Genomic DNA, 24,724 nt, shown 5'->3' on the forward strand with positions numbered 1-24,724 from the left:
ATAACGTCTATCTTTTATTATCTTATATAAATTCAGCTTAAATAACCCTATTTGGTTCAAGTAACCATTTGTTGGCATGCTCTTTGCATCATTTATTTTGTAATCTCATATTTATTAGGAGCGATTGATGAAACTAGTCACAGTAGTTATAAAACCGTTCAAATTAGAAGAAGTTCGGGAAGCCTTATCTGATATAGGTATCACAGGATTAACCGTTACCGAAGTCAAAGGTTTTGGACGACAAAAAGGTCATGCAGAGCTATATCGTGGCGCCGAATATAATGTCAATTTTCTACCTAAAGTTAAAATTGACTTAGCTATTAGCGATGAGCAGCTTGACGAAGTCATTAGTACCATTGCTAAAGCAGCACATACGGGAAAAATTGGCGATGGCAAAATTTTTGTCACCTCACTTGATCATGTGGTACGTATACGTACAGGCGAAACCGACGACTCGGCGCTGTAATTTATTGTTAAGGATATCATTATGTTGAAAAAATTTATTCTTTCTTTAGCTATTTTATTTTCAAGTACTGCCTTTGCTGATGAAGCCGGCATAGTTGATAAAGCCGATAATGGATTTATGATGATCTGTACTGCTTTAGTACTTTTTATGTCTGTGCCCGGTATTGCTCTGTTTTATGGCGGTTTATTACGTTCCAAAAACGTGTTATCGATGTTATCTCAAGTCCTTGTAACCTTTTCACTGATTGCCGTATTATGGATTACTTATGGTTATTCACTCTCTTTTGGTGAAGGAAATTGGTTTTATGGCAATTTTAACCACTTTCTATTAACGGGTATTGGCATTACGGATGTGTCAGGTTCGATTTATGAACTCATTTGGGTGGCATTTCAAGGATCATTTGCTTGTATTACCTGTTGTTTAATTCCTGGTGCCTTTGCTGAACGAATGCGTTTTTCAGCCGTATTAATCTTTATGGTGTTATGGTTTACATTTTCGTACATTCCCATGGCACACATGGTATGGGGGGGCGGAATTTTGGGCGATGAAGGCGCGCTTGATTTTGCTGGTGGTACTGTTGTGCATATTAATGCAGCAATTGCCGGAGTTGTTGGCGCTTATTTAATTAAAAATCGTCTTGGCTATAACCGTGAACCACTAAAACCATTTAACTTACCTTATGTCTATCTCGGCGCAGCAATTCTTTATATTGGTTGGTTCGGCTTTAACGCAGGATCATCAACGCATGCTGATGAGATCGCAGGTTTAGCCTTTATTAACACAGTTGCTGCAACAGCAGCTGCGGTTTTAGCATGGACATTAGCTGAATGGTCTTTACGAGGCAAACCATCATGCCTCGGTTCAGCATCAGGTGTGATAGCGGGGTTAGTTGGCGTAACGCCTGCTGCGGGCCTTGTTGGCGTAGGTGGTGCTATGCTAATTGGGCTTATTTGCGGTTTTGCTGGTGTCTGGGGCGTATCAACACTCAAAAGAATTTTAAAAGTTGATGATACCTGTGATGTATTTGGCGTACATGGCGTATGTGGTATAGTAGGCTGTGTATTAACGGGTATATTTGCATCAGAATCATTAGGTGGTATTGGTTATGCCGAAGGCATTACTATGATAAGCCAAGTCGGAATTCAATTAATGAGCATTATGACGTGTGTAATTTGGACAGCGGTTATTTCTTTTGTTGCTTATAAAATTGCAGATCTTTGTGTTGGCTTGCGTGTTTCAGAGGAGCATGAGCGAGAAGGCTTAGATATTAACAGCCACGGCGAAAGTGCATTTAATAGTTAATCACTAAGTAAAATTGTTATTAATTAATTTTTACACATAAAAATGATTAAAATGAAAAATAATTTACAGGGAAGATCCCTGTAAATTATGGCTTTTATTAATTATTGTTAAGTAAATATTTTTAATTATCCCAAAGCATAATGGCATTATCTTCAGTTAAGACTAAAGGCGGTGCAAAAAGGTACTCTTTTACTTTGGTCGGTAAAACCTGCATATCATTAAAATTAAACTGCAATTCTGGATAAACATTAGCGATTGCTTTTATCCGAGTATTTAGTAATTCCTTTACTTTATCAGACTCTTTGGCAATGGCGATTTCATCTTTCAACATGCCAATTTGTTTTTTATGGTGTTCTGACTCAAATACCTCATGAAAGATAAAAGAAAACCCACTTTTATTATTGCCTTTGTGCATATCATGGTACTCTCTGTATTCAGAATGATGTAATTTAAGTTCCTTAACACGCAAGGCAATAATCTCATCAATATGATCGGTATAATAATTTAATGTAGGATCTAAATAAGCTAGCGTCCTGTGCTCGGGTATTGCTGCATTACTATGTACTAAGGTAAATAAAGGCTTTTTATATGTTTTCATTCTTTAACTTCCTTTTTAATTAAGATAAAAAGATAACAAGGCCTCCAATGAAGAAAAGCGAATATTACTTTTTTATGTAAAATGTTTCAGGTTAATATAATGCTTAAATATAAAAATAAAAAAATTCAAAAATTTAATAAATTTTCCATTAGATATTCAAATTAATGAATTTAAATTTCAAAGCATAACAGCTTAAAAAATAAAACACTATTGGGAATAACTACTATACGAAAAATAGTTAGATTGTAATAATAAATAGTCTTATTTACTTATAAACCTTATCTAAAGGCTAATTACGGGATGTTATCAATACTGTAAAACGCTTAATTTAATATTAGAGAAAATAACTTAATAGCAAACGACCGACTATTTTAGATAAAAAAACTAATACCATTTCACAGTAGTCATGCTTATATAAGACACATTTAATTTTGGAAAGTTCAATAATATTGCTAGATTTAATCTTCTTGTTAAAGATTTTTCTTAAAATCTCACGATAATTAAACCGAAAAGAAAGTAAATCTACCATAATCATTTTTTATATATTTGACTATTAAAGCTATTAAAATAACGTAGATCATGGAATCATTTGTCTTTTGAGCTAACATCTGCAATGTAGATCATACTTATTAGATGATCTTAAATGGTGATGATAGATTAGATTTTCAATACCTTTAGGTATTATCACTTCATTCTATCACTTTTTGCTAAATAATAAATACTGGTATTATTAGAGATTTCTGTCCAGTATTTGGCTAATGATTAATAATAAAATTAAGGCGAGCTAGGTTAATTCAACGATATGATATAGATTAAGAATGTTAAAGTTAAAGTAGATTGAACAACAAATTTTTTGTAAATCTAAGCGTGATTGGCTTAATTGAATTGCAATGAGTCTTCATTAATTTTGAATGGAAACATCAAAACTCAATCAAAGTAAAAAGGTAGGAAAATTCTTCTCCTACCCAATAATCTAAAATTAATCAGATTTTTTAATATGCTTTAAGTTAGATAATGCAATTGCTAGTAGGATAATACCCACCCCAATCCATTGGATAAAATAGACTGATTCATGCAAATAAAAAAATGAACAAGACACCGCAACAGGTAATTCAGCGGCTGAAAGAATCGCACTTAATGAAATACCAATTTTAGGGATACCAATCGAAAATAGAAAGGGTGGTAGCACCGTTCCAAGTAATGCTAATAAAAATCCTAATTGATACAGTTTATCGCTAATATCAAGTTTAAAGAAAAACAACGGCGGAAAAATCAAAAATGTAACAAAACATGCACCAGTAATCATTAGAGCACTTTTTTCAAGTTTAGGTAACTCATTGCCGATATTGCTGCTAGTGCTAATAAAAAGCGAATACATTAGCGCAGCTAAAAAACCAAAAAAACAGCCTGTTAAATTTAAAGTAATATCTTGGTTAAACATGCCTGCAGCTAAACTACTACCCAATATAATTACAATTACTGTTGCAAGTTGAATAATCGTAGGTTTATTTTTAAAAATAACAAAATCGATAATGATGCTAATCCACAAGTATTGCATTAATAAAATAATTGCAATTGATGCAGGTACTAACTGAACGCACTGATAATAACAAATACCCACTAATCCAGGAAAGAGTCCAACGGCACAAACCTTCCATTTTTTTGTTGATTCAGGATTTTGAGTTGTCGATGTCGCTAATGGTGTGTTAGTTGATGCAGATACTTTGGGTTTATGTACAGCTTTAACAATAAAATGAATACTCCACAACATTAGCATACCTAAAAAACACTGGATACCCGTGACTTCCCCTAATGTATAGCCCGCTTTATAAGCTGTTTTTACAATTGAAGATAGTACACCAAAGCTGCATGCGCCTAAAAAAACCAGAAAACCACCTAAAAAATTATCTTTCATATCAAAATCTCATCACACTAAAAAATAACATTGTCGAAAATTATCGACACAAAAATACAACAAAAATCTTCAAGGGCGGTTGATTTCAAACAACCTCCCTAAGATTTTTTAACAAGTTAAATTAAATAATTAAGCGATAAATAATCTTTTAAAATCGATTAATTTAAATGGATTTGCCATTATCCAGCAGAATTGCTTTTAGTATGGTCATAATTAAATGAATAATAAAAAACAATGCCTAAGACAAGTGCATATGAAGCAAAAATTAACCAAATTGTTTGCCAATCTTTGTTGCCATCGTGTGTACACATGTCAACAACAATACCACTTAAAATTGAGCCAAAATAAGCACCAATACCATTAACCATCGTCATAAATAACCCTTGAGCGCTGGCTCGAATATCAGAATTGACCTCTTTTTCAATAAAAATAGAGCCTGAAATATTAAAGAAGTCAAATGCGCACCCATAGACAATCATTGAAAGCATTAATAGCACAAATCCAAAAGGTGTTGGATCGCCAAATGCAAATAAACCAAATCTAAGTGTCCAAGCAATTAAGCTTATCATTATGACTTTTTTTATGCCAAATTTTTTGAGAAAAAATGGGATAGTTAAGATAAAAGCGACTTCAGCCATTTGCGAAACAGATAATAAGATAGCAGGGTATTGCACAATCAAACTATCTTTAAATTCTGGAATTTTAGCAAAATCATGCAAGAAAGCACCACCGAAAGTATTGGTAATTTGTAATATAGCGCCAAGCAACATAGCAAAAAGAAAAAATACTGCCATGACAGGTTTTTTGAATAACACAAAAGCATCTAATCCTAAATAAGAAATCCAAGATTGTTTTTGGTTTTTAGATACAGTAATATTAGGTAATGTTGCACTATAAATTACAAGTAAAACCGAGGCAGAGCAAGCAATATAGAGCTGAGCATTGCTCAACTCGAATTTGCATAAGCTAATAGTCCACATTGCGACGATAAAGCCAACTGTGCCAAATACTCGTATTTTAGGAAAGACAGAGACAGTATCTAAGTTTGCTTTATCTAAGCAGTGATAACTGATTGAGTTAGATAAGGCAATAGTTGGCATAAATGCTAATGCATTGGCTAACATCACCCAAAATAAAATGGCTGAATCAGTCACCGATGCGGCATAAAAAAGCGCAATAGCACAAACAGAATGGCAAAATAGATAAAGATATTTAGCTTGCAAAAACTTATCGGCAATGATGCCAATAATAAATGGTGTAATTAATGCAGCTAAACCTTTAGTACTAAAAATCATCGATACTTCAATACCTGAAAAGTGTAAGGTATTAAATAGATAAGCACCAAAAGTGGTTAGCCAACTTCCCCAAATAAAATATTGGAAAAACATCATTATTTTTAATCTATTTTGTATGTCCATTGTTTATTCCTAAAATAAAGTGAACTTTTTATAGAAAACCAATATAAAAGTATCGATTAAAAACGTTCAATCGTTTTTGTAATAAGTTGTAAAAAGGTTGCTTTAACGCGTTCAGCTGTTTCAATGACTTCTTCGTGTCCTAATGGTTGATCTAAAATTCCGCAGGCCATATTGGTTAAGCACGAAATACCAATGGTTTTAATGCCAGAATGGTGCGCTATAATTGCTTCTGGTACGGTTGACATACCCACTGCATCGGCACCTAACACGCGAATCATTCTAATTTCAGCAGGTGTTTCATAAGTTGGACCTGTCCACCAAGCATAAACACCTTGTTGTAAATTAATATTAATTTCTTTGGCTACATCAAGGACTGTTGAGCGTAATTGCTTGTTATAAAGCTCACTCACATCTAAAAAGCGCACACCTAAATCAGGATTATTTGGTCCAATGAGCGGATTATTAGCCGTAAGATTGATATGATCAGTAATGAGCATTAAATCTCCCGGTTTAAAACTGGTATTGACTGCACCACATGCATTAGTGATAATTAATTTTTCAACGCCAAGCATTTTCATCACACGAACAGGGAAAGTGACTTGATCTAATGAAAATCCCTCATAATAGTGAAAGCGTCCTTTCATTGCCACGACGGTTTTGTTACCGCATTTGCCAATAACTAATTCATTGGCATGGCCTACTGCTGCTGATTTGGCAAAATGTGGAATTGTGTCATAAGGGATGTGAACAGCATCTTCAAGTGTATCGGCAAAAGGCCCTAAGCCTGAACCTAAAATAATTCCAATAGTTGGTTTTTTGTCCGTGTGTTTTTGAATATAGTTAACGGCTTGTTGAATATCAGAAGTTTGATGCATGATAGTATCCTTTCAAAAATTAAATGTTATAAAGTAAAATAGAATGAATAAACAGTTTGAACCGATTAATTAGTTCAGTTAGACAATAAACTTATAAAATAATTAAAAAAAGTAATGATGTATATTATGAAGATTTTTGCTTAATAAAGAAAGGTACGAATTGCGATATCTTAGAATGAATTAAATAATGAGTTTTTTTATTTTTATTATTCAAATTATTAAGTTAAAAATTAATTTTATCCATCAATATGGGTTAATACTAAAATCGTCATTAAGCTAGGCGATCATCGCCAGAATAGATTACCCCTTTATCGCCTCTAAAAAATCCCAATAAAGTTAAATGGCACTGTTTAGCCAAATCAACGGCCATTGAGGTTGCTGCCGAAACCGCTAATAAAAATTCCACACCACACTTGGCCGTTTTTTGCACCATTTCGTAGCTGGCGCGGCTTGAAACCAATACCACACCATGTTGATAGTTAGGATTATTAGGTAATTGCATTGCTCTAAAACCAAGCAGTTTATCTAATGCGACATGCCGGCCGATATCTTCAAACCCCGCCATAAATTGGCCTTTCAAATCCAGCCACACAGCGGCATGAGTGCAACCCGTTTGTTGACCGACTTGTTGAACTTGCAATAAGCTATTTAAGCTGCCACTAAAATCAGCTAACTTAATTTGATTTATTCGTGGCAAAGTGGGGATGACTTGACAAACTTGCTCTATCTGTTCAGTGCCACAGATACCGCAACCCGTGCGTCCTGTTAAATTACGGCGTTTTTCTTTCAGTTCACTAAAGCGTCGCGACGAAAGTTCAATCTGGACTTCTATACCTTTTGGGGTATCAATAATATCAATGCCATAAATATCATTAACCGATTGAATAATATTTTCAGTTAACGAAAATCCCATTGCAAAATAGTGCAAATCTTTGGGGGTTGCCATCATCACTACATGCGAAATACCGTTATAAATTAACGCAACAGGTTTTTCGATAGCGATCACATCAGTTTGAGTGTTTTGCAACTCACAGTTTTTAAATTTTTGTACTAGAATTGATTCAATACCGATCGCCATGATTTGTCTCTTGTTAATTGGGTTGTAATTAAAACGACTATATAAGCACAAGCTCAAATGTGAATTAACCTAATAAACATTAACGCGTGTAAGTTTCTATCAATAGATAGCATGCTTAGCGCTAAGTAACCCATATTATGGTAAAATAGTTGACCATAATCAATTCATAATTCACAAACATAAGCCTATGTCATTACACGAAATCACACTGGCCATTATGCAGTTTATTGAGCATCATCAAATTTGGGCATTGCCAATTATATTTTTATTAGCATTTGGTGAATCATTGGCAATCATCTCGCTTTTGGTTCCTGCAACTGCCATTTTATTTGGGGTAGGGGCTTTAATTGGTGGAGGAGCAATATCGTTTGTACCGGTATTAATTGTTGCCACGGCGGGCGCTGTAGTTGGCGATTTACTTTCTTATTGGCTAGGAAAACACTATCATCAACAAGTTATTGCTTCATGGCCACTTAATAAGCACCCGAAATTAGTTTATCGTGCCGAACAATTCTTTCAAAGTTATGGAACATTTGGGGTATTTATTGGTCGTTTTTTTGGACCACTACGCGCAATTGTGCCATTAATAGCTGGCGCAATGCACATGCCAGCCACCAAATTTAATTTAGCCAATATTGCTTCTGCGCCAGTTTGGGCATTTGTATTGCTTGCACCAGGTGCGCTTGGTGTGCCTTGGCTAGAAACACTCTTTGGCTAAAGCGTGCCTATGGTATAACTACGACGTCCACTTTTGCGCCCCAATGCTTCTAAATTGGTTTGCAATGGTGGAAATGGTAGCGTCAAATGATGTTTACGATAAGCTTCAAGTATCAGCTTATGTATAGTGCTTCGCAGTACCATTCGGTGTCCCATTTCAGCAGCAAAAACACGTAATTCAAATAATTGAATGCCTTCTTGGATATCTACCAAAAATACTTGTGGTTCAGGATCGTTAAGCACATATTCACATTCATCTGAGGCTTGTTGTAAAAGTTTGATAACCAGATCACTATCAGCATCGATAGTTGCGGGAATGGTTAATACAATCCGAGTGATCGAATCTGATAACGACCAGTTTACCAATTGTTCGGTAATGAAAGCTTTATTGGGCATCACAATTTCTTTACGATCCCAATCAACAATGGTAATTGCGCGGGTATTAATTTTGGTGATATTACCGGTCAAATCGCGAATTGTCACAGTATCGCCAATGCGCACCGGTTTTTCAAATAAAATGATTAAACCAGAGATAAAATTGGCAAATATTTCTTGTAAACCAAAACCTAACCCTACACCTAGTGCAGCAATTAACCATTGAATTTTAGACCAGTCGATACCAATAAACGAAAACGCAATCATACTACCTATCATTAAGGTAATATATTTTGAAACCGTCGAAATCGCATAACCTGTTCCTGGGGCTAAATCTAAATGCTGTAAAATGCCTAACTCCAATAAAGCAGGTAGATTTTTGACGAGTTGCACGGTAATTGTCATCACTAAAATTGCAATACATACCGCACCAAGGGTGATGTATTGTTCAATTTCGGTACCATTAACAATGGCACTGGTTCCCCACAGCTTAATATTATTCATAAAAGCGAAAGCCGAATGCAGTTCAGACCACAGCAAAATCATAGTAATGAGCGCAATCATCATAATAATCGATCTAACTAAATGTAAAGATTGGGCACTAATAACATCTAAATTAATAACAGGTTCATCGACACTTTCGTTCAGTGAGTTAAGATCATCTTCTTGTGATTTTGCCCGCTGCATCCGTTCTAAACGGCGTTGCTTGGTGCGTTCAAATTCAATACGACGCTTTTGAATCCACATCCAACGGCGAATCATGTAATAAATAACTAATAGTGCAAACCAAATAATAACTGATGCTTCAAGGCGGCCTAATAACACTTGCGCAGTTGATAAATAGCCCAAACAAGCAGCAATAATGGCAAGCCAAGGAGCACTTAATAAGATAAACCACAAAATATGACTTAATAAATTATCGCCTGTTCCTTTTTTATCAATATAAAGAGGCACGCCAGCGCGATGGATGGCGTTAGTCATAAACACTAAAGCAAAACATAAAAAAATAAAAGCTGTACGACCAATTGTGGCAGCAAATTGGCGGTTGTTATACTCGTCAAAGCTCATCACTATCATCACTAATGGAATCACAAGCCAAATCGAAAGCTGATAATATTTCATTGCCGAGCGTACGCTCCGTTCAGACCAACCAAAATGGCTAATAAATAGCCCATTAGATGATGCAAAGTGCGCTGAAATAATAAACACCCATAAAATTGGCGCTGCTGCATTTACACCATAACCTAATGCATATGCAACAGGATAATCCCAATTAATTTGCAATGCATAACCAAACACCGCCCACAAAATTGGCACCGGTAACGCCATAATTAATGAAAAGATAACTACTTTTAGGGTTAAAGAATAACTATCTTGTGTCACTTTACCCACGCGGCTGGCTGATTGAGTTAAAAAGGTATTATATTTGGTGCGCATTTTAAAATGCGTAAACACAAAGAGTAACGATAAAATGATTAAAAATAGCGGTTTGGGTGCACTCAGTACCTCAGTACTGGCATTATAAAGTTGTGAAAGGGTATCGATTGAAAAAATGACATAAACCACATCTTTAGCTAAATTGATTGGATAACTCAAGGATATTGGATTAACATCCGCCACCCAAAAGAAGTACCTATGTGCGGCATCGTTCACTTCATCGATCGCATTAGTTAATTGTTTATTAGCAATTTTTAATTTGGTCAATTCTAAAATTGTGGTATCAGTACCTGAAATAAGTGTCTTAAGTAATTCGGCCTGTTCCCGAATTAAACGGCGATATTGTGTTGCTTCTTTGACGTTATTAATCGGACTTGTTAAGGTTGGATAATCGTCTAACGCAGTTAAAATATTACTATAATTAAGTTGTTGGGCTTTGGCCTCAGCAATTTCGGCATCTAGTGCTTGTGATTTAGGCTTTTCGGGTAATCGTAATAACTGTTGACGCAAGGTTTCGCCCAGAGCGGTTGAAAAGCTCAACCACTCACCTTGCTCGTCAAGCGTTGCTAGCGTATTTTGTACGTGTGAAATCTGCGTAGTGATATTGTTTTGCTCATTAACAATGCTGGTTAAATGCGTTTTTTGTAACTCCATATTTTGCCGGAGTTCATCATTTTTATCACTCAATTGTTGAACAACTTGCGAAAGATCATCCTCGCTATTAATGATGGGCGTGGTTTCTTCGGCAAAGGTTAGTGAAGAAAACAACACAGCAGCAAAGCATAAAAAACCACGAATCCACATAAAGTTATATCCTATTAGCTAATTTTTGACCTACACGTGCAACATCGCCCACTTTAAGGTGGTTTTCAAACTCAATTGCATTTGATGCAAATAACGTAATCACTGTTGACCCCAATTTAAAGCAACCCATATCTTGCCCTTTTTGTAATTTGACTTCACCTGAATATGTCCAACGTTTCATGACACCCTCGCGCGGTGGCGTAATGACACCTTCCCATGGTACTTCGATACTACCAACAATGGTTGCTCCGACTAAAATTTGCGCCATTGGTCCAAAATCAGTTTCAAAAAGGCATATTACACGTTCATTACGTGCAAAAATATTTGGAATGCTTTCCGTTGTCGCCTTATTGACTGAAAACAGTGAACCAGGCACATAAATCATCTCACGCAAAACACCATCGCAAGGCATATGAAAGCGGTGATAATTTTTAGGTGATAAATAAGTGGTTGCATATGAACCATTTTTAAAAAACTTGATCATATCAGGATGACAAGCAAGCAGTGATTCTAAAGAATAAAAATGCCCTTTAGCCTGTAACAGCTGGGTATCTTGAACTGTACCAAACTGACTAATAACGCCATCAGCTGGCATAACAACGACACTATCGGTAGCATCAATTGGGCGTGCATTCTCATTTAATTCACGGGCAAAAAAGTCATTAAAGGTTTTAAACGCTTTAATATCGTTAATTTTTGCTTCGCTCAAATCCACTTTATACAGTTTACAAAAGCCCATAATCATCCATGTAGTGACTTTTCCCAACTGTTTTTTTGCCAGCCATCCAAATATGATGGTTAATAGCTGCTTAGGAAGAAGATACTGAATAATTGCTTTTAACTGATTTAACATATATAACTCTCAAGTAAAGATAGAAATACGGCATTATACCAAGATTTATACATAAAGTGTAAAACGGCTAAAATGAATAATGTGTAATCGGTAATATCGAGCACCAATATTGTAAACACTTTATCATGCCTAAGAAAGTTAATGGTAAATAATTAAATATGGTATTCATTGCTAGTTATTTAAATTCTATTTAACAAAAATGACATGACACGGCTAAAGATAAAAATTAAGCTTGGGTTATACTTCATCGGATTAAGAAACACATTACCTAATTTCTAGTGAATATAGAATGGCTATTTGCCGTATCACAATCATTTGAATGGGGGCTTGTGAACCGCCTAAGTTAACAGAGTATAAAAAACACTAAATTATTGATAATAAACACCGGAATTAAAATGCATATTGACCATTTCATATAGCCAAAAAAGCTTGGCATGTTAATTTTATTTTGCGTTGCAATGTTTTTGACCATAAGGTTGGGTGCATTACCTATATAGCTAAGCGCTCCCATAAAAACCGATCCCATTGAAATAGCCAGTAAGGTTTTTTCAAGCACTGTCATTAAGGTCGTGGCATCGCCCGAAGCTAGATTAAAAAAGACTAAATAGGTTGGCGCATTATCTAAAAAGCCAGAAAGTAAACCTGATAACCAAAAGTACATGCTGTTGATTGGCTCACCTTGTGTATTGGTTACCAGTGATACGATTGGGGCTAATGCGCCATGACTACCAGCTCGTAACATGGTAAGTACCGGAACGATAGTAATAAAGATGCCTATAAATAGTTTAGCAACTTCGATGATAGGTTCCCAATTAAATTCGTTACCTGCACGTACCTGTTTAGGGGTGATTAGCATTGAAATGAGGGTAATGATAATAAACAAACTATCGCGAATTAAATTGGGTAAAGTAACATATGTACCTAAAACTGTAAAACTAACCGATGAATGCCAAATGCCAGACATTAGTACGCAGGTAATAATTGCTATTAATAAGAAAATATTGTTTTTTCCATAAATTTTAACGTTCTTGGATTTTGAAATGGAATTCAGTTCTGATAAATTGCCATATTGCAAACGAAAGTAGTGGCAATCAATAACATAATAAATTGCTAATAATAGTAATGAGCTAAGTAGAACTGGCAACAGCATATGTTTAACTGTCCACCCAAAATTAACGCCTTTTAAAAAACCAATAAATAACGGTGGGTCGCCCAGCGGGGTTAATCCTCCGCCAATATTAGCCACTAAAAAAATAAAAAAGATAATAGTGTGCATAGAACAATTTCGATTACGATTGGCTCGGATCAATGGCCGAATCATTAACATGGCAGCACCTGTGGTGCCCATGATCGACGCTAATAGCGTACCAATTGCCAGTAAAGTAACGTTGCGTTTGGGTGTACTGAGCGCATCACTCTTAATCAAAATTCCTCCCGAAACAGTAAACAGTGCCAGCAATAACAAAATAAAAGGAATATATTCGGCTACCACTGCATGAGCGGTCAGGTTGACGGTAGTTTGTAAACCAAATGCATACAAAGCAAACAGCAAAAACAAAATTGTCCAAAAAGTAATAACTTTGCCATAATGATGATGCCAAAGCCGAGGCAAAAATAGTGGCATTAATGCAATTGAAAGCAAAATTCCCACAAACGGAATACCCCAAAAGAGTGATAAATCTTGACCGTTAAAATCCATAGCAAAAAGGTCAAAAGGTATGAGGGTTAAGGTGATAAGAGGTATAAGGGCTTTCATTGTGGATTTGTTTTTGGTTTTAAAGTGGTGAGGGATTATAGCAAAGAGTTTTTAATTTATCGAATGTTGAATATGGGGATTAGGTAAAAATAGTTATATTGGGAATTTAATTGCATAATAATAACCTAAAAAAAACAATACCCCACCGTAACAATTTTGATTAATTTGTTAGCTGGGTTTTCGTATATTGTAGTTAAGCCGTTATAATAGCGATTATTTGATTTTGGATAAAATAGGACAACCGTGCAAACCTCATTAAAAAAGCCCCAATTACATTGCCGAAACAAACATCGAAATGGTTATGATTTTGCAAAGCTCATGAGTAGACTTCCAGAACTGTCTCAATATGTAAAGCCGAATCTATATGGTAATTTATCAATTGATTTTGCCGATCCGATGGCAGTTAAAATATTAAATAAAGCCTTGTTATTTAATGATTACCAAATAAATTATTGGGATATTCCAGATGGTTATTTATGTCCGCCCATTCCGGGTCGAGCGGATTATATTCACTATTTAGCCGATTTATTGGCACAAGATAATCAAAATAGCATTCCGATAGGTAAGCAAATTCGCGTTTTAGATATTGGCGTTGGTGCCAATGTGATTTATCCCATTATTGGTTGTGCTGAATATGGTTGGTCGTTTGTGGGAAGTGATATCAATCCAGCGGCTATCAAGGTTGCCTCTTTAATAATACAGGCCAATGCGTTACTAAAAAACACTTTGCAGTGTCGATTACAAAAAGATAATCAAGCCATTTTTAAGCATATTATTAAGCCTAACGAATTTTATGCGTTAACGATATGTAATCCACCTTTCCATGCTTCGGAACAAGATGCGCTGGCAAGTGCACAAACTAAACTGAAGAAGTTAGGTAAATTAACGCATTCAAAACCAAAAACCGTACTTAATTTTGGTGGGCAACATGCAGAGTTATGGTGCAAAGGGGGCGAGGCCGCTTTTATTGCTAATATGATTCGCGAAAGTACTGAATATAAAACCCAATGCTTGTGGTTTTCGTCATTAGTGTCGAAAAAAGAGACCTTATCATTAATCAACAAAAAGTTGAAACAAGCCAATGTCGTTCAAAGCCATATTATTCCCATGGCACAAGGGCAAAAAATTAGCCGATTTGTCGCGTGGTCTTTTTTTGATCAACATGAGCGCCAACAAATTTTGTTAAAAAATGCCCAAAAGACAGAGCAACCACAATAAATTAGTCCACTTTTTTGTTATTCAAGTGAGCAGATTTTGTTGTAAAAAGTAGCTTAAATTCATTTAGTTTATTCTAATAAAATACCGATAGCTTATTGTATTGCTTTTGGTTAAGATGGGTGGTTATTTAATAACCATTATTAACACAACCCAATCTTCAATATGCATAGGAAATACCGATATGAAAAGTAATCAAACAGCTCAACTTATTGAGCAGCTACAAGGTATTGTTGGACATAAATATACTTTAACAAACCCTAACCGTACGTTACCTTATCGTCAAGGTATTCGTTTTGGTGAGGGTGATGCATTGGCCGTTGTCTTACCCGGGACGTTAGTTGAGCAGTGGCAGGTATTAAAAGCGTGTGTTGAAGCGGACGTGATTGTTATCACACAATCAGCCAATACGAGCTTAACAGGGGGATCGACACCCGATGGTAATGATTATGATCGTCCCATTGTTATTGTCAGTACTCGTCGATTAGATGGGATTAAAGTGATTGAAAATGGTGAGCAGGTTGTTTGTTTGCCGGGTAGTACATTATTTAGGTTAGAAAAAGAGTTAAAAAAATATCATCGTGGACCGCATTCGGTCATTGGTTCATCTTGCATTGGCGCTTCTGTGATGGGCGGTGTATGTAATAATTCTGGTGGAGCACTTATTCAGCGTGGGCCAGCGTATACACAAATGGCAGTGTTTGCGCAATTAGACCAGCAAGGGCAGTTGCGCTTAGTGAATCATTTAGGGATTGAACTGGGGGATGATCCAGAAACGATTTTACAGAACTTGCAAAATCATACCTATACCGATAAGGATATTAAACGTGATGCTGGTTTAGGGCATGATCATCATTATTGTGATCATGTTCGTGAAATTGATGCTGATACACCTGCACGATTTAATGCTGATCCCGCCCGTCATTATGAAGCATCAGGTAGTGCAGGGCGCTTGATGGTTTTTGCGGTGCGTCTTGATACTTTTCCACTTGAGCAAAAATCGGCAGTCTTTTATATCGGTACCAATGATATTAATGAACTAAATGGTATTCGTCGCCATATTTTAGGGCAGTTTAAAACGTTGCCTGTGTCGGGTGAATATATACATCGTGTGGCGTTTGATATTGCTGCGGTTTATGGAAAACCGACCTTTCTAGCTATTAACAAGTTAGGTACCGATATGATGCCGCGCATGTTTGTTTTTAAAAATTGGGTTGATCGTGTTACGGCAAAAATCCCATTTTTCCCTAAAAACTTTTCGGATCGGTTTTCTATCTTCGCCTGCAAATTTTTACCTAATCATTTACCAAAGTCATTGCGTGATTATCGTGATCGTTATGAACATCATCTTATTTTAAAGATGGCAGATGATGGGATTGCTGAAGCTGAAGCTTTTTTGAAAGACTATTTTCAAAATAAAAATGGTAATTATTTTTTGTGCAATGAAAAAGAGGCCGAAGCGGCAATGTTACACCGTTTTGCAGCAGCGGGGGCTGCAACGTCTTACCGAAATGTACATAGCAAAACAGTAGAAAACATTGTTGCATTAGATATTGCACTAAGGCGTAATGATACCGATTGGTTTGAAACACTGCCAGAAAGCATCGATCAAAACTTTATTTACAAAATGTATTATGGGCATTTTTTCTGTTATGTGTTCCATCAAGATTATATTGCTAAAAAAGGGGTAGATTGCGATAAAGTTAAGGAGGAGATTTTAGCATTGCTTGATCAGCGTGGTGCGCAATATCCAGCCGAGCACAATGTGGGGCATTTGTATCATGCCAATGAGGATTTGAAAAAATTCTATCAAGAGCTTGATCCTACAAACAGTCTTAATCCGGGTATAGGTAAAACGTCCAAAAAGAAAAATTGGGCTTAATACATGGTCGAGTTATGTTAAATTGTAGACACCGTCAAGTATTGAAATTTAACCGCCAAAAAATACTATCTGATGGTGTTTTATTGAACAGCTCCTGTGAATCTTTTTTAGACGGATAACAACGCGATACAACAGCTATCGCGTTATTCAGATCATAGTAATTTTTTTAATTGATATAACATCTCTAATGCTTGTTTTGGCGTTAAAGCATCGGGATCGATCTGTTTTAACGCTTCTTCTACTTCTGACGGTTCGGGCTCGTCGATTAAAGAAAGTTGCGATTTATCGACACCACTGTTAGCAGATTGTTTTGAGATAATTTCAAGCTCTTTCAATTTTTGTTTAGCCCGTTTTAATACTGCCTTAGGCACACCTGCAAGCCCTGCCACAGCAATCCCAAAACTTTTACTTGCAGCGCCTTCAGAAACCTCATGAATAAAAGCAACGTTGTTATCGTGTTCAATGGCATCGAAGTGGACGTTATAAACGCCTTGCATATGTTCTGGTAACTGGGTTAATTCAAAATAATGGGTTGCAAAAAGCGTCATTGATTTGATTTGATTGGCTAAATTCTCAGCACAGGCCCAAGCTAAAGAAAGCCCATCATACGTTGAGGTACCCCGACCGATTTCATCCATTAAAACAAGACTTTGTTCTGTAGCATTATGCATAATGTTGGCCGTTTCGGTCATTTCGACCATAAAGGTAGAACGACCTGATGCCAAATCATCAGAGGCGCCAATTCGGGTAAAAATGCGATCAACAGGTCCAATGATTGCTTTAGAAGCAGGGACAAAACTACCAATATAAGACAATAGTACAATTAAGGCCGCTTGGCGCATATAGGTACTTTTACCGCCCATATTGGGGCCAGTAATAATTAACATTCGCCTATTTGGCAATAGTGATAATGAGTTTGCAATAAATGGTGTTTGTAAAACTTGCTCAATTACCACATGTCGTCCATCTTTAATTTCTATACCGGCATTGGTCGATAGTGTCGGTTTTTGGTAGTTAAGGGTTAATGCCCGTTCTGCTAGATTGGTAAGCACATCAAGTTCGGCAATAGCCTCAGCGCTAATTTGCATATCGGCTAGATCTGGCATTAACAGATCAAATAGCTGTTCGTAAAGTTGCTTTTCAAGTGCTAAGGCTCGCCCTTTAGAGGTGAGCACTTTATCTTCGTACTCTTTAAGTTCAGGGATAATGTATCGTTCTACATTTTTCAGCGTTTGACGGCGAGTATAATGAATTGGCGCTAAATGGCTTTGTCCGCGGCTTATTTGAATATAGTAACCATGCACTGCATTAAATCCGACTTTTAACGTATCAATGCCAAGTGTTTCACGCTCTCGAATTTCAAGCTGTTCTAAGTAATTGGTTGCCCCATCAGCTAAACTTCGCAATTCGTCTAGTTCTGCATTATACCCGCTGGCAATCACGCTACCATCACGAATAATCACGGGGGGCGCTTCGACAATGGCGCGCGTTAATAGATCGGCGATGCTTTCAAATTGATTTATCTTGGCACGCAAACCAATTAAAGCGGGTGAAGTTAAGCAAGTCAATAGTTTTTGTAATTGCGGTAGCAGATTATAAGCATCACGCAAACGGGCAAAATCACGAGGCCGAGCGGTACGCAGTGCCAGCCTTGCTAAAATACGTTCTAAATCACCAATTTGCTTTAATAGCGGATTAACATCATCAATATAATTTTGTAATTCACTAATCGCCTGTTGGCGATTTTGTAATATTGTCAGATTACGGATTGGTGAGTGCAACCAACGTTTAAGCATTCGGCTGCCCATTGGAGTTTGGGTTTGATCAAGTATGTCAGCAACGGTATTTTGTGTTCCACCCGTTAGGTTTTCGGTAATTTCCAGATTACGGCGAGTTGCAGCATCTAGCACAACAAAGTCATTTGTCGATTGCTTAATAATGGAACGTATATGGGGCAGAGCAGTGCGCTGGGTATCTTTAACATATTGCAATAAGCAACCAGCTGCACAAAGTGCATAATTGCACGCCTCTACACCAAATCCAACTAAATCATTGGTGCCAAATTGCAAATTAAGCTGTTGTTTTGCCGTTTCAAGATCAAAGTCCCACTGTGGACGACGGCGCAGACCATGGCGATTTTCAATTAATGGCATGGATTGAAATTCTTCGGGATATAGCAATTCAACAGGGCTTGTACGTTGCAGTTCGGCTTGCATTGCTTCGAAGTTGTCACATTCAAAAACATAAAAACGACCAGAACTAATATCAAGTGTGGCGTAACCATAATGGTTTTTATGTTGCCAGATTGAAGCAAGTAAATTATCTTTGCGATCTTCTAGTAATAATTCGTCACTGACTGTGCCCGGAGTAACAATACGAACGACTTTTCGTTCAACTGGTCCTTTGGTTGTTGCTGGATCGCCTATTTGTTCACAAATAGCCACCGATTCACCTAGCGAGATTAACTTGGCTAAATAACTTTCAACCGCATGGTACGGCACACCCGCCATAGGAATCGGTTCACCATTAGACGAGCCACGCTTTGTGAGCGAAATATCTAAAAGCTGCGAGGCGCGCTTGGCATCATCATAAAACATCTCATAAAAATCACCCATGCGATAAAAAAGCAAAATATCAGGGTTTTCGGCTTTTAATCTTAAATACTGCCGCATCATTGGGGTATGGTCGGTTAAATTGTCTTCATTTATCATGGCATTATTTGGGTTTTTATCTTTCAACGTAATAAGTCAAATTCACAAGTCTTACAAAGTATCATTAAAACGCATAAAATTGCACTGATTCCTCATTTTTAGGGTCATTAAAAGTTTGATAAATGTAAGCTGTATGATGTAATCATTCATATAATAATTTTATTATAACTGATTATTAGTCTATTACAGAGGGTTATTTGGTGCTTAATGTAAAATGGATCTATTTGTGTTTTAAAGTATTGGGTTTATTATTTTAAATTATAGACTCGTTTATACGGTTTGATTATTCGACAATTTGAATGTAAAAAGTTTTTTATCTTTATCTAGCAGCGTAATTTTTTACGTCAGTTTTGTATTTTAATAAAATGGGGTATTTAGCATTTAATTCTTTTTTTACGATTAGTTTAGATTCTTATATTATAATATTTAGCCATCTCAATATTATGTTGTATCTTTCTTGTTGATGTATTTTATAAAAATGTAATCAAAGAAATTTGTTATGCTCGCAAAAGAATTAGACAACACAGCCCTTGGCTCAAAAGTAAGGGAATAAATTGTGACTGAATCTTTAAAGGTCACACTATTGAACGTGATTGAGTTAGTGCAGCTTTTTTTTAAAATCTTAATTTTAAAAAACTTTCAAATTAATAAAATGGGCAAAAGTAAACAATGGATCGTTATTATCAATTTTATTCAGTAAATTATCGGAAATATTCCGCTTTTTTTCTAATCTATTGGTCAATGATCGTAGTACAAGCAATTTTTTTATTTGTTTGTGTAGCCCTACAAACAATTCGTCCCTTCATTCTTTTCCTTTATTTTTACCTTTCTTATTTGTAATCTTGATTGGTATAATGTATCAAGCTACAGCAGAAAATTTTTTAGATAAGCATTTGGAAATATTTTATGATAAAGAAAAAATAACGATTGCATCATCTAAATTGGGTAAAAAAAATTTTTCGTTTTCTCAAATGAAATTTTTTACTATTTATCGAAACAAAGGTGCTTTAGATTCTATTAGCTTTGCTTTAGATATTTAAGAGGTTGAGGGTGGAACAATAAATAAAATACGTTATATTAATCACAAATTTTCTTATTATGATGACGAGAAAAAGTAAAGTTATGACATTGCAAATAGCTTTATAATTAAAATAAGAAATGGTATTTTATTATGGCAATATGAGTTAATTAAAGATAAATATCATTCTAATCCTTCAAAAAGAATATATCGTTTGGTACAAGTTTATAAACGTAACTAATCAGATCATATTAAAAAAATATGTAGGAAAACGCCAAGTTGTTATCACTTCGTGATTCAAATAATCCTCTAAAAGTTCATAAGGCGTTTTACTGGAAATCGCTGGGGCTTTTGTTTTTCCTCTTTTTTTAATCACTACATATTTGCTGATTATGCCAAATTTCCGTTAACGTACCTATCCCATCGTTTAGCAGGACAACCCAACAAATATCCTCCAATGATTGATATTGCATTTATTCAAAAGTTGAAGAACAATAGCAAAGCCTACACTCGTTGGGAGGTATCGCTTAGGTTTAACTATAAATCGGATGATAGAAAAAGGTGACAAATAAGGTTAGTACTTTGCACGAGAAAATTTGCCAATAACTAACACCTACCCAAAACACGCAAAAGCACCCGATAACAAATTGATTTCACTCAAAAACGCCAAATAAAAATTAAATAAAATCAACGTGATGATTAAATGGTTTTTGTAAGAAAAACACGCCAATTTTTATAACACTCAAAGATTAATATAGGCATTAATCCTTCGTCGGAATGAGCCGATAACAGAGAGAGGTTAGCACGCCAAACAGGGATGTTTAGCGTGGCTATGTTTATCAGGAAAGTTTTTTTAATTTTTTCAAGGCTTTTCAGCACCCCCCAAAATGAAACACTTTTATAACAACCGCTTAATAATTCTATCCACTTTTATTCGACTAAGTCGTTTTATTAATTTATGGACTTGGCTAGGATAAAATTGGCTCGCTTGGATTTGTTGAAAGTGCGTAACCAACGTGGTTTTTTGGCGAATAGTGTTAAGCTCTTGGCTAAATTTATTGCTTAATTCTTGTTTGGGATCGTGTATTAATATGCCGTTTTCCAGATCTAGCCGCCATGCTCGTGGGTTTAGGTTATTGCCAGTTATAAGCACCCATTTCTTATCTACCCAGATACCTTTTAGGTGATAGGTTTGGTTTTTATCTTTCCATAGGCGTATGATGAGTTGTTCCTTATCAATAAAAGGTTGAAGGCGCTCAATAAAGCTTCTTAAGTTGATTTCGTATAAGTACGGTAATCCACCCGATATATTAAAAGGTTTATCTGGTGGAATATAGAAGTCGTTGGCTTCTTTGTCGCCAATAATCAGTTCGACTTGTCGGCCTTTACGTAGCAGGCGAATGATGTCGCGTACTAAAATGCTTGGCAAATTAAAGTAAGGCGTACAAAAGGTGATTTTTTGCTCGGTTACATTAATGAGATGATGGATAATTTTATTTAATGCGTTATTGCGTCCAAGCCCCATAATTGGCGCAACTGACAAGGTTTGGTTATCAGTATTGGCATTGTATTGATAGCTAGCATCCATTAAATGTTGGCGTAGAGTTTTAATTTCTGACTTGATTTGTTTGCGGGTTTTGTGCGTACCCGTATTAAGCAGTTGCAGCGCTTGATATGGCAAAAAGTGGTCGTGAATAAACTGTACCATGCTGTCCGCTAATAATGGGTTAGTAATAAAGTGGTAACGGTCATAACGGTATTTTTCACGTTTGTGCAAGTAGACATTGTTAATGCTAGCACCGCTGTAAATGACAGTGTCGTCAATGATAAATCCTTTTAGATGCAGTACACCAAGTATTTCGCGTCGATTAACTGGCACGCCATAAATGGGAATGTCGATATCAGGGTGTTGCTGTTTTAGTTGGTAATAATAATTAGCGTTGGTATGGGCTTTGTCTTCGCCTATTCGTCCTCTTTGCGCACGATGCCAGTCAACAAATATTTTGATATCTAAATTTGGGCGCTGTTGTTTTATTTGATACAGTTCGTTAAGAATTTCTTGCCCCGCTTCATCTTGCTCTAGGTAGAGCGCGACAATATAAATACGGTGCTGAGCTTTTTTTATACTTTCGATTAAAGCAAGTCGGTACGCTTTCGGATTAGCACATATGTGGTATTGCTTAGCATCTTGTTGAATTTTTGCTAATTCATCAAGGTACTTTTGGTGATTGTATTTTATAAATGGTATTCGCATGATTTATTTATCATTATAACTGGCTAGCTACGTGACGATTTAGTTTATCTATGTAACCCGAATAAGGCCAGCAAAATAATACTCCTTTTAAATTATGTGCATTTTTGGCTAAGTTGCTTTCGATTAAGTGGCTTTTTATTAGGCCTTTAGCAACGTGTTTATGCTCTTAATGCTTTATTACTGGGTGATGATAAATGGTTTAAGATTGTTCATCAACCCATGTTTGAATTATTTTGTATGTTAATGCTAGAACTACAGGTCCAATAAATAGTCCCATTATGCCAAAGCCAAGTAGTCCCCCAATCACCCCAAATAATATGAGTAAAAATGGTAAATTGGCGCCTTTTTTTATTAAGTAAGCTCGCATTACACTATCTAAAGTGGTCAAGATAATTGCCACAACAATTAATACGATGCCCGCAACGGTGTTGCCCGCCCAAAATTGCCAAAGGATGCACCCAAGCATAACAACTACTGGACCAATTTGTGCCACACAGCAAATAAATAAGATTAGCGTTAGTACGCCAGATAACGGCATGCCGGTTAATATAAAACTTACTCCGCCAATTAAGGCTAAAGTGATGGCGGTAACCACAACGCCAAGTGCCACTGCACGTATGGATTGCCCTGCTAGAGTGACGGTGGTTTCGCCATATTGTTTTGATAGCCTATTGGCTAATAAATAGACGTATTTGGTGATGTTTTCACCTTTTAAAAAGAGCAATAGGCTAAAAATAATCATCACACCAGCATGAAAGATGAATATGCCAATATTGGTGGCTTGTTCAAGTAACCAGCCTATCATAGTGCCAACATAAGGCTGTATAGCTGTCACTAAATCGGTACCATCAGTTTGAATCAGGTTTAACCATTTTTGGTGTAGCTCGGAACCAAAGGCCGGTATGCTTTCAAGCCAGTCAAGGGTAGGTAGTTTTTGATGGGATAATGTTTTGGCCCATTCAATAAGATGGTGGCCATTTTGCGCTACCGAGCTAATAATTAATATAAAAGGTATAATGCAAACAAACGATAATATTAGCGCCATTACTAAGAGTGATAACCAGCGTTTGTTAAATAGTTTTTGTTGAATTTTTATCATTAATGGCCAAGTAGCGATGACCACCATCACCGCCCAGAAGAATCCGAATAAGAAAACTTCAATAACACGATAGGTAATAATGATTAGCAAGCCAATAATTAATAGGTTTAAAATCAGTTTGAGTAGATCGGTAGTGTTTTTTTCTGCTGGCATTTTTGTACCATATTTATTAATCTAGATTGCGTTATTATACGCATTATCATTCAAAATTAATATGATGGTGTTTATGATTAATTATTTAATGGAGATTTGAAATGAAAAAATTACTTTTATTGACATTATTAGGTGTGGCATTAACCGCATGTGCAAATTCCCCAAAAGTGAAGCCTGTTGCACAAAATGCTAATGATACAGCACCATTCCCCGCAGCTCAAGTTGGCTTTACGCGTTATGCTATCCATTTGCCTGCTATTGCTAATGAAAACGATACAAAAGTCGAAGTGATTATTGGTAAAGATATGAACGTTGATTGTAATTTTCATAATTTAGGTGGTGTAGTTAAGCAAGAAGAGCTTAAAGGTTGGGGGTATTCTTATTATGTTGTAGAAAAAACGGTTGGTAATATTTCAACCTTAATGGCTTGCCCTGAAGGTACTAATAAAAATCAATTTGTGACAATTAACCATAACTTAGGTTTATTTAATTATAACAGCAGTGTACCGTTAGTTTTTTATGTGCCAAATGATTTGCAAGTTAAATACCGCGTTTGGCAACCAAATGCTAAAATTATGCAAGCTAGCGCCGAATAATCTCATTAATTATTATTAATTGGCTATTACTTACTCCTTGAGTGGTTAAAATATAACCACTCAATACCTAAACTTCTAATATTTGATTTTTTAAGTGGACATCTTTTAAAAAAAAGGTATTTTATCCCTCGTAATGCAAGGTTAGCTCTACTCGTTCATTTATTTTATTAATGACTTGTGATTGCCTGATTACCTCGGTTTC

18 protein-coding genes are annotated in these 24,724 nt (G+C 36.0%); 7 read left to right on the forward strand and 11 right to left on the reverse strand.

The features are described from left to right. Positions 1-127 precede the first annotated feature (127 nt). On the forward strand, positions 128-466 hold the full coding sequence (gene glnK, locus GYY69_RS01460; protein ID WP_160432205.1) for a P-II family nitrogen regulator: 339 nt from the start codon (positions 128-130) through the stop codon (positions 464-466). Positions 467-487: 21 nt separating this feature from the next. After that, positions 488-1,768: an ammonium transporter AmtB gene (gene amtB / locus GYY69_RS01465; protein WP_174796085.1), complete on the forward strand. Its 1,281-nt coding sequence runs from the start codon at positions 488-490 to the stop codon at positions 1,766-1,768. A gap of 121 nt (positions 1,769-1,889) precedes the next feature. Here amtB and GYY69_RS01470 read toward each other — a convergent pair whose 3' ends face one another. From GYY69_RS01470 to fdhD, 5 genes are all read right to left on the reverse strand, one after another. Beyond that, positions 1,890-2,366: a hypothetical protein gene (locus tag GYY69_RS01470; protein ID WP_174796086.1), complete on the reverse strand. Its 477-nt coding sequence runs from the start codon at positions 2,364-2,366 to the stop codon at positions 1,890-1,892. 979 nt (positions 2,367-3,345) lie between these two features. Then, a complete protein-coding gene (locus GYY69_RS01475; protein ID WP_174796087.1) occupies positions 3,346-4,281 on the reverse strand; it encodes an EamA family transporter in 936 nt (311 codons plus the stop codon). 179 nt (positions 4,282-4,460) lie between these two features. Beyond that, complete coding sequence (locus tag GYY69_RS01480) at positions 4,461-5,699, reverse strand: nucleoside permease (RefSeq protein ID WP_174796088.1); 1,239 nt, start codon at positions 5,697-5,699, stop codon at positions 4,461-4,463. A gap of 56 nt (positions 5,700-5,755) precedes the next feature. Beyond that, positions 5,756-6,574, reverse strand: a complete 819-nt coding sequence (locus GYY69_RS01485; RefSeq protein WP_174796089.1) for a purine-nucleoside phosphorylase — start codon at positions 6,572-6,574, stop codon at positions 5,756-5,758. 271 nt (positions 6,575-6,845) lie between these two features. Further along, the gene (gene fdhD, locus GYY69_RS01490) at positions 6,846-7,652 is read right to left on the reverse strand and encodes a formate dehydrogenase accessory sulfurtransferase FdhD (RefSeq protein WP_174796090.1); all 807 of its coding nucleotides are present in this window, start codon (positions 7,650-7,652) and stop codon (positions 6,846-6,848) included. A gap of 187 nt (positions 7,653-7,839) precedes the next feature. Here fdhD and GYY69_RS01495 point away from each other — a divergent pair, with 187 nt between their 5' ends. Continuing rightward, positions 7,840-8,370, forward strand: coding sequence for a DedA family protein (locus tag GYY69_RS01495; RefSeq protein WP_174796091.1), 531 nt, complete (start codon positions 7,840-7,842; stop codon positions 8,368-8,370). Here GYY69_RS01495 and mscM read toward each other — a convergent pair. The 3 genes from mscM to GYY69_RS01510 form a co-directional block, all read right to left on the reverse strand. Beyond that, the gene (gene mscM, locus GYY69_RS01500; protein ID WP_174796092.1) at positions 8,367-10,985 is read right to left on the reverse strand and encodes a miniconductance mechanosensitive channel MscM; all 2,619 of its coding nucleotides are present in this window, start codon (positions 10,983-10,985) and stop codon (positions 8,367-8,369) included. The two genes, GYY69_RS01495 and mscM, sit on opposite strands and share 4 nt — an antisense overlap. Positions 10,986-10,989: 4 nt before the next feature. Further along, a complete protein-coding gene (asd, locus tag GYY69_RS01505; RefSeq protein WP_174796093.1) occupies positions 10,990-11,838 on the reverse strand; it encodes an archaetidylserine decarboxylase in 849 nt (282 codons plus the stop codon). A 343-nt stretch (positions 11,839-12,181) separates the two neighbouring features. Next, complete coding sequence (locus GYY69_RS01510; RefSeq protein ID WP_174796094.1) at positions 12,182-13,594, reverse strand: sodium:proton antiporter; 1,413 nt, start codon at positions 13,592-13,594, stop codon at positions 12,182-12,184. A gap of 243 nt (positions 13,595-13,837) precedes the next feature. Between GYY69_RS01510 and rlmF the strand changes: the two genes are divergently transcribed. Both rlmF and dld read left to right on the forward strand, forming a co-directional pair. Continuing rightward, positions 13,838-14,812: a 23S rRNA (adenine(1618)-N(6))-methyltransferase RlmF gene (gene rlmF / locus GYY69_RS01515; RefSeq protein WP_174796095.1), complete on the forward strand. Its 975-nt coding sequence runs from the start codon at positions 13,838-13,840 to the stop codon at positions 14,810-14,812. Positions 14,813-14,993: 181 nt separating this feature from the next. Then, complete coding sequence (gene dld / locus GYY69_RS01520; protein ID WP_174796096.1) at positions 14,994-16,691, forward strand: D-lactate dehydrogenase; 1,698 nt, start codon at positions 14,994-14,996, stop codon at positions 16,689-16,691. Positions 16,692-16,843: 152 nt separating this feature from the next. Here the strand turns inward: dld and mutS are convergent, their stop codons facing one another. Next, a complete protein-coding gene (gene mutS, locus GYY69_RS01525) occupies positions 16,844-19,402 on the reverse strand; it encodes a DNA mismatch repair protein MutS (RefSeq protein ID WP_174796152.1) in 2,559 nt (852 codons plus the stop codon). A gap of 854 nt (positions 19,403-20,256) precedes the next feature. Between mutS and GYY69_RS01530 the strand changes: the two genes are divergently transcribed. Beyond that, positions 20,257-20,442 carry a hypothetical protein gene (locus tag GYY69_RS01530; protein ID WP_174796097.1) on the forward strand — a complete coding sequence of 62 codons (186 nt, stop codon included), beginning with the start codon at positions 20,257-20,259 and terminating at the stop codon, positions 20,440-20,442. A gap of 876 nt (positions 20,443-21,318) precedes the next feature. Here GYY69_RS01530 and pssA read toward each other — a convergent pair. Next, positions 21,319-22,674, reverse strand: a complete 1,356-nt coding sequence (pssA, locus tag GYY69_RS01535; RefSeq protein ID WP_174796098.1) for a CDP-diacylglycerol--serine O-phosphatidyltransferase — start codon at positions 22,672-22,674, stop codon at positions 21,319-21,321. A 199-nt stretch (positions 22,675-22,873) separates the two neighbouring features. Beyond that, complete coding sequence (gene ydiK, locus GYY69_RS01540; RefSeq protein ID WP_174796099.1) at positions 22,874-23,926, reverse strand: AI-2E family transporter YdiK; 1,053 nt, start codon at positions 23,924-23,926, stop codon at positions 22,874-22,876. 101 nt (positions 23,927-24,027) lie between these two features. Here ydiK and eco point away from each other — a divergent pair, with 101 nt between their 5' ends. Beyond that, positions 24,028-24,522 (forward strand): serine protease inhibitor ecotin, encoded by a 495-nt coding sequence (gene eco / locus GYY69_RS01545; RefSeq protein ID WP_174796100.1) that lies wholly within the window; start codon positions 24,028-24,030, stop codon positions 24,520-24,522. The last annotated feature ends 202 nt before the right edge of the window (positions 24,523-24,724 follow it).

It is taken from the genome of Gilliamella sp. ESL0250 (assembly GCF_013345045.1).
Lineage (GTDB): Bacteria > Pseudomonadota > Gammaproteobacteria > Enterobacterales > Orbaceae > Gilliamella > Gilliamella apicola_H.